The organism is Pseudomonas sp. (assembly GCF_030684895.1).
GTDB lineage: Bacteria > Pseudomonadota > Gammaproteobacteria > Pseudomonadales > Pseudomonadaceae > Aquipseudomonas.
This window is the reverse complement of the sequence record NZ_JAUXXP010000021.1, coordinates 19,884-33,227: the sequence shown is the minus strand read 5'-3', so window position 1 is coordinate 33,227 and position 13,344 is coordinate 19,884. Positions and strand designations below refer to the sequence as shown.

The following is a 13,344-nucleotide window of genomic DNA, read 5'->3' as shown; positions in this document are numbered from 1 at the left end:
AAGCGTCATCCACCCTACACAGGCCCACTCTGGAAGCTCGCCCATGACGACCACCACTCTAGACCAGAGCCTGTTCTACCCCTCGCCGCTCAAGGAATTCTGGCAGGCCTTCGCCCACAACAAGGGCGCAGTCGCCGGGCTGGCCTTTATGATCCTGCTGGTGATCTGTGCGCTGTTTGCGCCGTGGATCGCCCCGCATGACCCCAGCGAGCAATACCGCGAGTTTCTGCTCACCCCTCCGGCCTGGCTGGAAGGTGGCCAACTGCAGTTTCTGCTGGGCACCGATGAGGTCGGCCGCGACCTGCTGTCGCGGTTGATCCATGGTGCACGGCTGTCGCTGCTGATCGGCCTGGCCTCGGTGCTGATGTCGCTGATCCCCGGCATTCTCATGGGGCTGGTCGCCGGTTTCTTCCCGCGCCTGCTCGGCCCGTCGATCATGCGCCTGATGGACATCATGCTGGCCCTGCCTTCGTTGCTGTTGGCGGTGGCCATCGTCGCCATCCTCGGCCCAGGGCTGATCAACACCATCTTTGCCATCGCCATCGTCTCGCTGCCGTCCTATGTGCGTCTGACCCGCGCGGCAGTGATGGGTGAGCTGAACCGCGACTACGTCACTGCTGCACGCCTGGCCGGCGCCAGCCTGCCGCGACTTATGTTTATCACCGTGCTGCCCAACTGCATGGCACCGCTGATCGTGCAGGCCACCCTGAGCTTTTCCTCGGCGATTCTCGATGCCGCCGCCCTGGGCTTTCTCGGCCTCGGCGTACAACCGCCAACCCCTGAGTGGGGCACCATGCTGGCCTCGGCGCGCGACTATATCGAGCGCGCCTGGTGGGTGGTCAGCCTGCCGGGCCTGACCATTCTGCTCAGCGTGCTGGCAATCAATCTGATGGGCGACGGGCTGCGTGATGCACTCGACCCGAAACTCAAGAATGCGCAGTGAGGAACCCCGCATGAGCCTGTTGGATATCAAAAACCTCAGCGTGCGCTTCGGCGACGCCACCGCCATCCCGGTAGTCGATGGCCTCGACCTGCGCGTGGAAAAGGGCGAAGTGCTGGCGATTGTCGGCGAATCCGGCTCCGGCAAGTCGGTGACCATGATGGCGCTGATGGGCCTGATTGACGCCCCCGGCATCGTCACGGCCGACAGCCTGCAGTTCGACGGCACCGACATGCTGCGCCTCAAGGGCCGTCAGCGTCGGCATATCATCGGCAAGGACCTGTCGATGGTCTTTCAGGACCCGATGACCGCACTCAACCCCAGCTTTACCGTGGGTTTTCAAATCGAGGAAGTGCTGCGCCAGCACCTTGGCCTCAAGGGCCAGGCTGCCCGCCAGCGCGCCTTGCAGCTGCTCGACAAGGTGGAAATCCCCGCCGCAGCCAGCCGCCTGAATGCCTACCCGCACCAGCTGTCCGGTGGCATGAGCCAACGGGTGGCGATTGCCATGGCGATTGCAGCCGAACCGAAACTGCTGATCGCTGACGAACCGACCACGGCGCTGGATGTAACCATTCAGGCACAGATCATGGACCTGCTGGTCAATCTGCAACGCCAGGAGGACATGGGCCTGGTGCTGATCACCCATGACCTGGCCGTGGTCGCCGAGACCGCGCAGCGAGTCTGCGTGATGTATGCCGGGCAAGCAGTTGAGATCGGCAGTGTGCCGCAGCTGTTCAGCGCCCCTAGCCACCCCTACACCGAGGCGCTGCTCAAGGCGATCCCCGAGCACAGCCAGGGCCAGCGCCGCCTGACCACCCTGCCCGGTATCGTCCCCGGGCGCTATGACCGCCCGAAAGGCTGCTTGCTGTCACCACGCTGCCCCTACGCCCAGGCCCATTGCCGTGAACAACGGCCGAACCTGGATGCCCATGAACGCGGCGCGGCGCGCTGCTTCTATCCGCTCAACCTGACTGCGGAGGTGGCCTGATGAGCGCCGTCCTGACTGCCCGAGACCTCACCCGCCACTACGAAATCTCCCGCGGCCTGTTCCAGCCCAACGCTCAGGTGCAAGCGCTGAATGGCGTGTCCTTTGAACTGCAAGCCGGCAAAACCCTGGCAGTGGTCGGCGAGTCCGGCTGCGGCAAATCCACCCTGGCCCGCGCGCTGACGCTGATCGAGCAACCCAGCTCGGGCTCGCTGCAGATTGCCGGGCAAGAAGTGACTGGCGCCAACAAGGCCCAGCGCAAGCAGTTGCGCCGTGACGTGCAGATGGTTTTTCAGAATCCCTACGCCTCGCTCAACCCACGGCAGAAGATCGGCGACCAGCTCGGCGAGCCGCTGCTGATCAATACCGAGCTGTCGCGCCTGGAACGGCGTGAGCGGGTGCAGGCGATGATGCAACAGGTCGGCCTGCGCCCCGAGCATTACCAGCGCTACCCGCATATGTTCTCCGGTGGTCAGCGCCAGCGTATCGCCCTGGCGCGGGCGATGATGCTGCAACCCAAGGTGCTGGTGGCGGACGAGCCGACCTCGGCGCTGGACGTGTCGATCCAGGCCCAGGTGCTCAACCTGTTTATGGACCTGCAGGAGCAGTTCAACACCGGCTACGTATTTATCTCGCACAACCTCTCGGTGGTACGCCATGTCGCCGATGATGTACTGGTGATGTACCTCGGCCGCCCAGTGGAAATGGGCCCCAGCGAGCTGATCTACAACCGTCCACTGCATCCTTACACCCAGGCACTGCTGTCGGCGACGCCGACCATCCATCCTGATCCGAGCAAACCGAAGATCAAGATCAGTGGCGAGTTGCCCAACCCGCTGTCGCCCCCCAGCGGCTGCGCCTTCCACCAACGCTGCCCGCATGCCAACGAACGCTGCCGGGTTGAACAGCCAGCCCTGCGCCTGCTCGATGCGCGACAAGTGGCTTGCCATCATGCGGAGTTAATCAATAGCTAATGGATGCATGGTGAGGCTGACGCCAACCAGCAGCATACCGCCACGGGGCGCCCACCTATCGATGATTGCTCGCCCGAAACAACTGCGAGCCGCAGGCTTTGCAGGCCTGTACGCCATTGCCGGACTGCCAGCCGGCCAGGGTGCCGCACAGGGCGCAGCACAGCTGCAAGCGACGCTTAAGCAGCGGCTTGATCTTGCCGGGCAGCGTGGCGGTGGGTTTGTGGCCGGTGCGGCCGACCTTGCGTGAGCTTGGCAGCTGCTCGATCTGCGCCATTTCCTGAGCGGCTGCATGCCAGCCGCGCAGCCAATCCAGGTCGCGATCCAGATAAGCGCGGATCAACTCCATTTCCGCCGCCGTCAGGCCGCGCAGCTCCAGCTCCAGGGGCGGTTGTACGGACAGCGTACTCACGCTATCTGCCTCATCCAATGCCATGGCAAGGCGTTGCAGCAGCCGCTCATAGAGCCCGCCTCCCGCTGCACCACGCCGAAACTCCGCCATCCTTCACCTCGCCCCGGAGCAGGCTGCTGCTCCCTATAGCAAGCTTAGCGTTCGCGCTTTAACCGGCGACGCCTCGCGACAAACGGCGCGACCAGCTAGGGCGGCCGGCTAGGTGCGGCCGACGAGACGCGCCTGGCGAGGTGCCGCCAGCCAGGCCGCCGCAGCTGGCGCGCGGCGCAATCAGGGTTTCCCTGAATAAGCGGGGCTCATGTATGCTACGGCGTTTCCCGCAAGCCCTTATTCCCAGCGCCGGTAGCCATGCAAGAACAGTACTCGCCCCGTGAAATCGAAGCCGCCGCGCAGTCCCATTGGGACGCGCAGAAATCCTTTGTAGTGAGCGAACAGCCGGGCAAGGAGACCTTTTACTGCCTGTCGATGTTCCCCTACCCGAGCGGCAAGCTGCACATGGGCCATGTGCGCAACTACACCATCGGTGACGTGATCGCCCGCTACCAGCGCATGCAAGGCAAGAACGTGCTGCAGCCAATGGGCTGGGACGCTTTCGGCATGCCGGCGGAAAACGCTGCGATGAAGAACAAGGTCGCACCGGCCAAGTGGACCTACGAAAACATCGAATACATGAAGACCCAGCTCAAGTCGCTGGGTCTGGCGGTGGACTGGACCCGCGAAGTCACAACCTGCAAACCCGATTACTACCGTTGGGAGCAGTGGCTGTTCACCCGCCTGTTCGAAAAAGGCGTGATCTACCGCAAAAACGGCAGCGTCAACTGGGACCCGGTCGATCAGACCGTCCTGGCCAACGAGCAGGTGATCGACGGCCGCGGCTGGCGTTCCGGTGCGGTGATCGAAAAGCGCGAAATCCCCATGTACTACTTCAAGATCACCGCCTACGCGGAAGAGCTGCTGAGTAGCCTGGACGAACTGGATGGCTGGCCGGAACAGGTCAAGACCATGCAGCGCAACTGGATCGGCAAGAGCTTCGGCGCCGATGTGGTATTCGACTATGACCAGGCCAGCGTCGGTATCGACGGCCAGCTCAAGGTCTACACCACTCGCCCCGACACCCTGATGGGCGCGACCTACGTCGCCGTCGCCGCCGAGCATCCGCTGGCGCAGCGCGCCGCTGAGAGCAATCCGGCCATCGCTGGGTTTATCGCCGAATGCAAAGCCGGCTCCGTGGCCGAGGCCGACATGGCCACCATGGAGAAGAAAGGCGTTGCCACCGGGCAATTCGTTATTCATCCGCTGAGCGGCGACAAGCTGCCCGTGTTCGTCGCCAACTACGTCCTGTGGGGCTACGGCGAAGGCGCCGTGATGGCCGTGCCGGCGCACGATGAACGCGATTTCGAGTTCGCCAACAAGTACGACCTGCCAATCACCCAGGTGTATAGCGGTGAGGGCAAGGACTACGACGCCAACCAGTGGCAAGACTGGTACGGCGACAAAGCCGGGCTGACGACCGTCAATTCTGGCAAGTACGACAACCTCGACTTCGGCGCCGCCTTCGACGCCATCGTCGCGGACCTGGAAGCCAACGCCCACGGCGCGCGCAAAACCCAGTTCCGCCTACGCGACTGGGGCATCAGCCGCCAGCGTTACTGGGGCTGCCCGATTCCGATCATCCATTGCGACAGCTGTGGCGACGTACCGGTACCGGAAGACCAGCTGCCCGTCGTGCTGCCGGAAGACGTAGTGCCGGATGGCGCTGGCAGCCCGCTGGCGCGCATGCCCGAATTCTACGAATGCAGCTGCCCGAAATGCGGCGCACCGGCCAAGCGCGAAACCGACACCATGGACACCTTTGTCGAGTCGTCCTGGTATTACGCCCGTTACGCCTCGCCGCACTACTCCAGCGGCATGGTCGACCCTGAAGCGGCCAACCACTGGCTGCCGGTGGATCAGTACATCGGCGGTATCGAACACGCGATCCTGCACCTGCTCTACGCGCGCTTCTTCCACAAGCTGATGCGCGACGAAGGTCTTGTAAGCTCCAATGAGCCGTTCAAGAACCTGCTGACCCAGGGCATGGTGGTGGCAGATACCTACTACCGCACCCTGGATAACGGCGGTAAGGACTGGTTCAACCCAGCCGATGTCGAGCTTGAGCGCGATAGCAAAGCCAAGGTCATCAGCGCCAAGCTGAAAAGCGACGGCCTGCCGGTGGAAATCGGCGGTACCGAGAAGATGTCCAAGTCGAAGAACAACGGTGTCGACCCACAGTCGATGATCGATCAGTTCGGTGCCGACACCTGCCGCCTGTTTATGATGTTCGCCTCGCCGCCGGATATGAGCTGCGAATGGTCTGACGCCGGTGTTGAAGGCGCCAACCGCTTCCTGCGCCGCGTCTGGCGTCTGGCGCAAAACCACGTCAACCAGGGCATCACCGGCGCACTCGACCTGGCCAGCCTGAATGACGAGCAGAAGGCCGTGCGCCGCGCGATTCATCTGGCAATCAAGCAGTCGAGCTTCGATATTGGCCAGCACCACAAATTCAACACCGCCATCGCCCAGGTGATGACGCTGATGAACGTGCTGGAGAAAGCCGCGCAAACCACAGCGCAAGACCGTGCCCTGTTGCAGGAAGGTCTGGAAGCGGTGGCGCTGCTGCTGGCGCCAATCACGCCGCATATCAGCCATCAGCTGTGGCAGGAACTGGGCCACGACGAAGCCATCATTGATGCCGCCTGGCCACAGGTGGATGAGTCTGCCCTGGTACAGGACAGCCTGACCCTGGTGATCCAGGTTAACGGTAAGCTGCGCGGACAGATTGAAGTTCCAGCCAGCGCAAGCCGCGAAGAGGTTGAAGCCAGCGCCCGCAGCAACGAGAACGTACTGCGTTTTACCGAAGGCCTGAGCATTCGCAAGGTCATCGTGGTGCCAGGCAAACTGGTCAACATTGTTGCTAACTGACTAGTCGCCAACTGATTAAGCTCGGCGCGACCGCACAACGGCGCGCCGCAAGACACGCCAAGGGGATAAAAGATGATCAAACGGAATCTGTTGGTAATTGGCCTGGCTACCCTGCTCAGCGCTTGCGGCTTTCAGCTGCGTGGCACCGGCACCGCCGAGTTCGCCCTCAAGGAACTGGATGTGAGCGCGCGTAACGCCTATGGCGAAACCGTCAACGATGTGCGCGAGCTGCTGCAGAACAGTGGCGTCAAAGTCTATCCAGGCGCGCAGTACCGTCTGGTGTTGAGCAACGAGCAGGAAAACCGCCGCGCGGCCAGCTTCACCAGCTCGGCCCGCACCGCCGAGTACGAGCTGAACAAAACCCTGGAATACGAGATCCGTGGCAGCAAAGACCTGCTGCTGATGAGCGACAAGCTGGAAGCCCAGAGTTTCTACACCCAGGACGGTAACAACCTGATCGGTGGTGATCAGGAAGCCGCTCAGCTGCGCCAGGAAATGAACCGCGAACTGATCCAGCAACTGGTGCAACGCCTGCAGCAGATCAGCCCAGCACAACTGGACCAACTGCAGCAAACCGCAGAAGCCAAGGCCCAGGCCGAAGCCGATGCCCTGGAAGCCGCTCGCCAGCAACAGGCCGCGCAACCGCAGCAGTCGCCGATCCAGCTGCCGATTCGCGCCCAGTAAGCTCGCCGGGCCGCGCCAGCGGCCCCGCTCTGCGCCCCCATGAAACTTAACTCTGCACAACTCGGCAAACACCTGCAGGGCAACCTGAGCCCGGTGTATGTGGTCAGTGGCGATGAGCCGCTGCTCTGCCAAGAAGCCACCGATGCCATTCGCGCCGCAACCCGCCAGCAGGGTTTCAGCGAGCGCCAGGTGTTTAACGCCGACAACAACTTCGACTGGGGCAACCTGCTGCAAGCCGGTGCCAGCCTGTCGCTGTTTGCCGACAAGCGCCTGCTGGAGTTGCGCCTGCCCAACGGCAAGCCCGGCGACAAGGGCGCCGCTGCGCTGCTGGAATACCTCGCCCGCCCCGCCGAAGACACCGTGCTGCTGATCAGCCTGCCGAAACTCGACGGCAGCGCGCAGAAAACCAAATGGGGCAAGGCGCTGATAGACGGCGCGCAGACGCAGTTCGTGCAGATCTGGCCGGTTGATGCCAACCAGCTGCCGCAATGGATTCGTCAGCGCCTGGCGCAATCGGGCCTCAGCGCCAGCACCGAAGCGGTGGACATGATTGCCGTACGCGTCGAGGGCAACCTGCTGGCTGCCGCCCAGGAAATCGAAAAGCTCAAGCTGCTGGCCGAAGGCACGCAGATCGACGTCGACACCGTGCATGCCTCGGTCGCCGACAGCGCGCGTTTTGATGTATTCGGCCTGATCGATGCTGCCCTTAATGGCGAAGCCGCCCACGCCCTGCGCATGCTCGAAGGCTTGCGCGCTGAAGGCGTCGAACCGCCGGTGATTCTCTGGGCACTGGCCCGGGAAATCCGTCTACTGGCCAGCATCGCCCAGCAGTACAGCCAGGGCACGCCGCTGGAAAAAGCCTTCAGCTCCGCCCGCCCTCCGGTCTGGGACAAGCGCCGCCCGCTGGTCAGCAAAGCCCTGCAACGCCTGTCCGCCGCCCGCTGGGCCGCGCTGCTGCAGGATGCCCAGCAGATTGACGCACAGATCAAAGGCCAGGCGGCCGGCGATCCCTGGAGCGGCCTGAGCCTGCTGACCCTAAGCATCTGCGGTCAACGCCTGGGCCTAACCCGCTAGCAGGCCGTTGAAAAACTACCTACGTTGCCATCGCGGCGTTAAAAACAGGCTCGGAATGCTCATGTACAACTCGTACACTCCGCTTCCTCGCCTGTTTTTGCCTTGCGCTAGCTGCCTCGCCAACGTTTCTCAACGGCCTGCAACCACCCAGGCTCTGGACTTTTTGCCGAGCGCGGATCATGCTTCGCCCGCCTGCGACGTGCAGGTCATTTGCCGAGGAAACGTCATGGCGAAGAAAGCCAAACGCGGCCCCAACAAGGCCAAATCCCTGATAGCCCAGCCGCTGTTTCGCTCACGCCAGGAAACGCCGAGCAAAGGCAAAGGCAGCTACCGCCGCGAAGCCTCCCAGCAAAACTGGGAGGCTTCATCCGTTCTGGCTGCCTGAAAAGCCCGCCACAGCCCGCCAGCACCCGCACATCAGCTCAATCATGCTAAGGTTACGGCCTGCAAAATGTGCCGAGATCACCATGCCTTACCTGCTTCTTCGGGGCCTGTCCCATAGCGCCACCGCCTGCCTTCTACTGCTTCTGACTGCCTGCGCCGAAGCGCCGGCCCAGCCGCTTGCAGCCGCGCCAGTCACAACCAGCGCAGCGCCCGCTAGCCCAGCCGCCAGCGTTGTCAGCAGCCCAACCCCGTTACTCAGCTTCGATGAATGGCGCATCCTGCTGCGCAGCGATGCCATCGCCGCCGGTATCGACGCAGCACTGTTCGACCGCACATTCGCCGGCATCACCCTGGACCCCAGAGTCGTTACCTCCGACAACAGCCAGCCAGAGTTCACCCGTCCGGTGTGGGACTACATCGATGGCGCCGTGTCCGTCTCGCGCATCGCCCAGGGCCGTCTGCTCAAGGCACAGCATCGACCGACCCTGAAAGCCATTCGCAGTGCCTACGCTGTCGACCATGAAGTGCTGATCGCGATCTGGGGTATGGAAAGCAATTACGGCAGCAATATCGGCAGCCATAACGTCATCCGCTCCCTCGCCACCCTGGCCTACGACGGCCGTCGCCAGGTGTTCTGGCGTAGCCAGTTGCTGGCCGCACTGCAGATCCTGCAAGCCGGCGACGGCCCAGCGCAAGGACTGATCGGCTCATGGGCGGGCGCCATGGGGCAAACCCAGTTTATGCCGACCACCTTCAACCAGCATGCCGTGGATTTTGATGGCGATGGCAAGCGTGACCTGTGGAACTCCACCCCCGACGCCCTCGCCTCCGCCGCGCATTACCTGCAAGCTTCGGGCTGGGAAAACGGCCAACCCTGGGGCTTTGAAGTGAATCTGCCGCAAGGCTTCGATTACGCCCTGGCCGACCCGGAAGTGCGTCGCACCCTGGCGCAGTGGCGCATCCTCGGGATCAACCCGGTGAGAGCCATTGATGCTAACGAACACAGTCAGGCCACGCTGTTTCTGCCTGCTGGCCATCGCGGCCCGGCCTTCCTGCTGCTGAACAACTTCCGCAGCATCCTCAAGTACAACAACTCCACCGCCTACGCCCTGGCCATCGGCCTGCTCAGCGATGCCCTGGATGGCAACCCCGGCGTGCAGGCCGCCTGGCCGCGCAACGACCGCCAACTGGGGCGTAGCGAGCGCATCGAACTGCAGGAACTACTGGCCAGCAAAGGCTACGAGCCAGGCCCGGCAGACGGCATCATCGGCGCCAACACGCGCAAGGCCGTGCGCGCCTTTCAGCAATCCAAGGGGCAACCTGCCGATGGCTACCCCAGTTATGAGCTGTTGCAGCAGCTCCGATAAGTCACGCGCAGCGCCACAACGCTGCGCGCCTGCCCTCCTTTGTGGATGCCAGAACCGCACAGCGCCCGCCGGACTGAACGGTCAGCTTCTGTGATAAGCTGCGCGGCGGCCACAAGCCGCCTCGTCCACGGAGCCTCTAGCGGAGCCCAGATTGCCGATGTCCGATACCTCCCCGCCTAAAACCGTCGCCAGTGGCGAAAAATTCCGTACCAGTCAAGGCATCACCGCGATCAAGGACGGCCAGAAGCGCCGCGCCTCCAGTGAGCCTCAGGTGTTCGAGCCCAAACCCAAGTGGCTACGCGTCAAGGCGCCTGGCGGCAGCCGCTTCGAGGCGGTCAAGCGCAACGTCAGCGAACACCGCCTGAGCACTGTGTGCCAGGAGTCCCACTGCCCGAACATGGGTGAATGCTGGTCCAACGGTACCGCCACCATCATGCTGATGGGCTCGGTGTGCACCCGCGCCTGCCGCTTCTGCGCCGTGGACACCGGTAACCCCAACGGTTGGCTGGACCTGGAAGAGCCGCAGAATACCGCCAAGTCAGTGGAGCTGATGGCGCTGCGCTATATCGTGCTGACCTCGGTGGATCGCGACGACCTGGACGACGGCGGTGCCAGCCACTACGCCGCCTGCGTACGGGCGATCAAAGAGAACACCCCGCACGTAGTGGTCGAGGCCCTGACCCCAGACTTCGATGGCGACCTGCAGGCCATCGAGCGCGTGGTCGACTCCGGCCTTGAGGTGTTCGCGCAGAACGTCGAGACGGTCAAGCGCCTGACCCATGAAGTGCGCGACCCGCGCGCCGGCTACGAGAAGACCTTGCGCGCGCTGGAACATGCCAAACGCCATCGTCCGTCCGTGCTGACCAAGACCAGCCTGATGCTCGGCCTGGGCGAAACTGACGAAGAGATCATCCAGACCATGGATGACCTGCGCGCCATCAACGTCGACATCCTCACCCTCGGCCAGTACCTGCAACCGACGCGCAACCACCTGACGGTCAAGCGCTGGGTCACCCCGGAAGAGTTCAATCGTTTTCGTGATATCGGCCTGCAGAAGGGCTTTATGGAAGTGGCCGCCGGCCCGCTGGTACGTTCCAGCTACCGTGCCGACAAGGTGTTCGAGAAGAACAACCTGGGCCTGGCCGCTCCGGTGCCAGTGCCGGGTCAACAGCTCGATAACAGTCTGATTCCTGCCCTCAATCTGAACTGATTGAGCCACACAAACGCCTGCCCCTGGGCTTTGCCTGGGGTCAGGCGTTTGTGTATCTGCCCTACACCGCTCTAGCAGTCTATTGCGCCTGCCAGGCTCTGCTGCTGTGCGTAGTCGAGGTGCTTGACCAGCTGCTCACGCAGCCGCGCACTGACCTCGGAAATATCGATCGGCTCTGCCACCAGATCGGCCAACTGCGTCATGGCCATACCGGCATAACCGCAGGGGTTGATGCGCTGGAACGGCTGCAGGTCCATATCCACATTCAGCGCCAGGCCATGGAAGCTACGACCGTTGCGAATGCGCAGGCCGAGCGAAGCGATCTTCGCGCCATCTACATAAACACCCGGTGCATCTGGCTTGGCATTGGCGCTGACGCCATAGCTGGCGAGCAGATCAATCAGGCTGCGCTCAATGCGGCTGACCAGCTCACGCACGCCAATACCACTACGGCGCACATCCAACAGCAAGTAAGCCACCAGCTGGCCCGGTCCGTGGTAGGTAACCTGACCGCCACGGTCGACCTGCACCACCGGAATATTGCCCGGAAACAGCACATGCTCGGCTTTGCCGGCCTGGCCTTGGGTAAATACCGGGGAGTGTTCAAGCAGCCAGATTTCGTCTGGCGTATCCACACCGCGCGTGTCGGTAAAGCGCTGCATCGCATGCCAGGTAGGCTGATAATCGACCTGGCCCAGCTCACGAAAGCCGAGCGGCAGGCTCATCAGAGCACCATATGGACGATACCGGTCGCGCGCAGGGCGCTGTTGATATCACGCAACTGGTCTTCACCGGTTGCCTCGATGTGCAGCTGCACAGTGGTGTACTTGCCATTACTGCTCTGGCGCTCGGCCAGGGTACTGAGATCGACCTTGGCATGCTTGCTGAGGATTTCGATCACCATGTCTTTGTAATTGGCACCACTGTCGCCCACCACCTTGATCGGGTAGTCGGCGCAGGGGAATTCGATTTTGTGCGATTTGACGTCAGGTTGAGTCATGGCAGTAACGGCCTCGTAAGCCGTGGCAACAACAACGCCCCTGCGGGTCGGCAGGGGCGTGCTGGTCACGCTATCAGTTAAACAATCCGAAGAAGAACAGGCTGATGCTATCCCACAGGCGACGGAAGAAACTGCCTTCCTCAACGGCCTCAAGAGCAATCAGATCGGCGCTGTGCACCACTTCTTCACCCAGTTTCACTTCAACCTTGCCGATTACATCACCCTGGGCAATCGGGGCGGTGAGCTGCGGGTTGAGGACCATGCCGGCTTGCAGTTTTTCCAGCTGGCCCTTCGGCAGGGTCAGGCTCAGGTCGGTGGACAGGCCAGCCTTGACCTGACGCACGGCGCCTTTCCACACCTGGGCCTGGGCCAACTCCTGGCCTTTCTTGTAGAAGGTGCGGGTTTCGAAGAAGCGAAAGCCATAGGTCAGCAGCTTCTGGGTTTCTGCCGCACGGGCCGACTCGCTGACGGTACCGAATACCGAGGTGATCATCCGCGCGCCATCACGTACAGCGGACGCCACCAGGCAATAGCCGGCTTCCTGAGTGTGACCGGTCTTCAGACCATCAACGGTCTTGTCGCGCCACAGCAGCAGATTGCGATTGCCCTGCTTGATGTTGTTCCAGAGGAATTCCTTCTGCGCATAGATCGCATAGTGCTGCTGGTCTTCGTTGATGATGGCGCGAGCCAGGACAGCCATGTCATGGGCACTGGAGTAATGCTCCGGATGGGGCAGACCGGTGGCATTCATAAAGTGGCTATTGCTCATGCCTAGGCGCGCAGCGGTCTCGTTCATCATGTCGGCGAAGGCGTCTTCGCTGCCGGCGATGTACTCGGCCAGGGCGATACTGGCGTCATTGCCGGATTGAATGATCACGCCGTGCAGCAGGTCATCCACGGTGGCCTGGCTGTTGAGCGGCAGGAACATGGTCGAACCACCGGATGCGGCACCACCGGTCCGCCAGGCGTGCTCGCTGATTGGCACCAGGTCCTGCTCGCCGATCTTGCCCTTGCGAATTTCCAGGGTGGCGATGTAAGCCGTCATCAGTTTGGTCAGGCTGGCTGGCGGCAGACGCTGGTCACCGTTGTTTTCCACCAGCACCTTGCCGCTGGCGGCATCCAGCAGCACATAGGATTTGGCAGCCAACTGCGGCGCCGAAGGAATCACTTGCTGATTGGCCCAGACAGTCGATGCGCTGAGCAGGAAAAGTGACAGGAAAACGCGTTGCGCAAAGCTGGTGATATTCATCCGTCTCTCTAGATTGCTGATGGTCGAACAGGCCCAGTGGGCATAAGTAGCTGATCCCTCCGGCCAACCATGGCTGGCCGGAGTTGTTTGTTTAGTCCCGCAGAAGC

At 62.4% G+C, this 13,344-nt stretch carries 13 protein-coding genes; 9 read left to right on the top strand and 4 right to left on the bottom strand.

The genetic code is table 11. The annotated features are described in order from the left end of the window. Positions 1 to 43: 43 nt before the first annotated feature. The 3 genes from Q8M42_RS04480 to Q8M42_RS04470 are packed head-to-tail and all read left to right on the top strand — an operon-like array spanning position 44 to position 2,899. Complete coding sequence (locus Q8M42_RS04480) at positions 44 to 943, top strand: ABC transporter permease subunit (RefSeq protein ID WP_304868269.1); 900 nt, start codon at positions 44 to 46, stop codon at positions 941 to 943. Between the two features lie 10 nt (positions 944 to 953). After that, a complete protein-coding gene (locus tag Q8M42_RS04475) occupies positions 954 to 1,928 on the top strand; it encodes an ABC transporter ATP-binding protein (RefSeq protein WP_304868267.1) in 975 nt (324 codons plus the stop codon). Further along, positions 1,928 to 2,899 (top strand): peptide ABC transporter ATP-binding protein, encoded by a 972-nt coding sequence (locus Q8M42_RS04470; RefSeq protein WP_304868265.1) that lies wholly within the window; start codon positions 1,928 to 1,930, stop codon positions 2,897 to 2,899. The genes Q8M42_RS04475 and Q8M42_RS04470 overlap by 1 nt, the downstream gene beginning before the upstream one ends. Positions 2,900 to 2,954: 55 nt before the next feature. Here Q8M42_RS04470 and Q8M42_RS04465 read toward each other — a convergent pair whose 3' ends face one another. Beyond that, positions 2,955 to 3,398, bottom strand: a complete 444-nt coding sequence (locus Q8M42_RS04465) for a hypothetical protein (RefSeq protein WP_304868263.1) — start codon at positions 3,396 to 3,398, stop codon at positions 2,955 to 2,957. Between the two features lie 258 nt (positions 3,399 to 3,656). Between Q8M42_RS04465 and leuS the strand changes: the two genes are divergently transcribed. The 6 genes from leuS (at position 3,657) to lipA (ending at position 10,988) form a co-directional block, all read left to right on the top strand. Beyond that, complete coding sequence (gene leuS / locus Q8M42_RS04460) at positions 3,657 to 6,269, top strand: leucine--tRNA ligase (RefSeq protein ID WP_304868261.1); 2,613 nt, start codon at positions 3,657 to 3,659, stop codon at positions 6,267 to 6,269. Positions 6,270 to 6,341: 72 nt separating this feature from the next. Further along, positions 6,342 to 6,953 (top strand): LPS assembly lipoprotein LptE, encoded by a 612-nt coding sequence (lptE, locus tag Q8M42_RS04455; RefSeq protein ID WP_304868259.1) that lies wholly within the window; start codon positions 6,342 to 6,344, stop codon positions 6,951 to 6,953. Positions 6,954 to 6,992: 39 nt separating this feature from the next. Then, the gene (gene holA / locus Q8M42_RS04450) at positions 6,993 to 8,027 is read left to right on the top strand and encodes a DNA polymerase III subunit delta (protein ID WP_304868257.1); all 1,035 of its coding nucleotides are present in this window, start codon (positions 6,993 to 6,995) and stop codon (positions 8,025 to 8,027) included. A 226-nt stretch (positions 8,028 to 8,253) separates the two neighbouring features. Continuing rightward, positions 8,254 to 8,412: an alternative ribosome rescue factor ArfA gene (gene arfA / locus Q8M42_RS04445; protein ID WP_304868255.1), complete on the top strand. Its 159-nt coding sequence runs from the start codon at positions 8,254 to 8,256 to the stop codon at positions 8,410 to 8,412. Positions 8,413 to 8,494: 82 nt separating this feature from the next. Beyond that, positions 8,495 to 9,778: a lytic murein transglycosylase gene (locus tag Q8M42_RS04440; RefSeq protein WP_304868253.1), complete on the top strand. Its 1,284-nt coding sequence runs from the start codon at positions 8,495 to 8,497 to the stop codon at positions 9,776 to 9,778. 157 nt (positions 9,779 to 9,935) lie between these two features. After that, on the top strand, positions 9,936 to 10,988 hold the full coding sequence (lipA, locus tag Q8M42_RS04435) for a lipoyl synthase (protein WP_304868251.1): 1,053 nt from the start codon (positions 9,936 to 9,938) through the stop codon (positions 10,986 to 10,988). Positions 10,989 to 11,059: 71 nt separating this feature from the next. Here the strand turns inward: lipA and lipB are convergent, their stop codons facing one another. The 3 genes from lipB to Q8M42_RS04420 form a co-directional block, all read right to left on the bottom strand. Further along, on the bottom strand, positions 11,060 to 11,713 hold the full coding sequence (gene lipB / locus Q8M42_RS04430) for a lipoyl(octanoyl) transferase LipB (RefSeq protein ID WP_304868249.1): 654 nt from the start codon (positions 11,711 to 11,713) through the stop codon (positions 11,060 to 11,062). Further along, on the bottom strand, positions 11,713 to 11,988 hold the full coding sequence (locus Q8M42_RS04425) for a DUF493 domain-containing protein (protein ID WP_304868248.1): 276 nt from the start codon (positions 11,986 to 11,988) through the stop codon (positions 11,713 to 11,715). Before Q8M42_RS04425 ends, lipB begins: the two co-directional genes overlap by 1 nt. A 73-nt stretch (positions 11,989 to 12,061) precedes the next feature. After that, a complete protein-coding gene (locus Q8M42_RS04420) occupies positions 12,062 to 13,237 on the bottom strand; it encodes a D-alanyl-D-alanine carboxypeptidase family protein (protein ID WP_304868246.1) in 1,176 nt (391 codons plus the stop codon). Between the last annotated feature and the right edge of the window lie 107 nt (positions 13,238 to 13,344).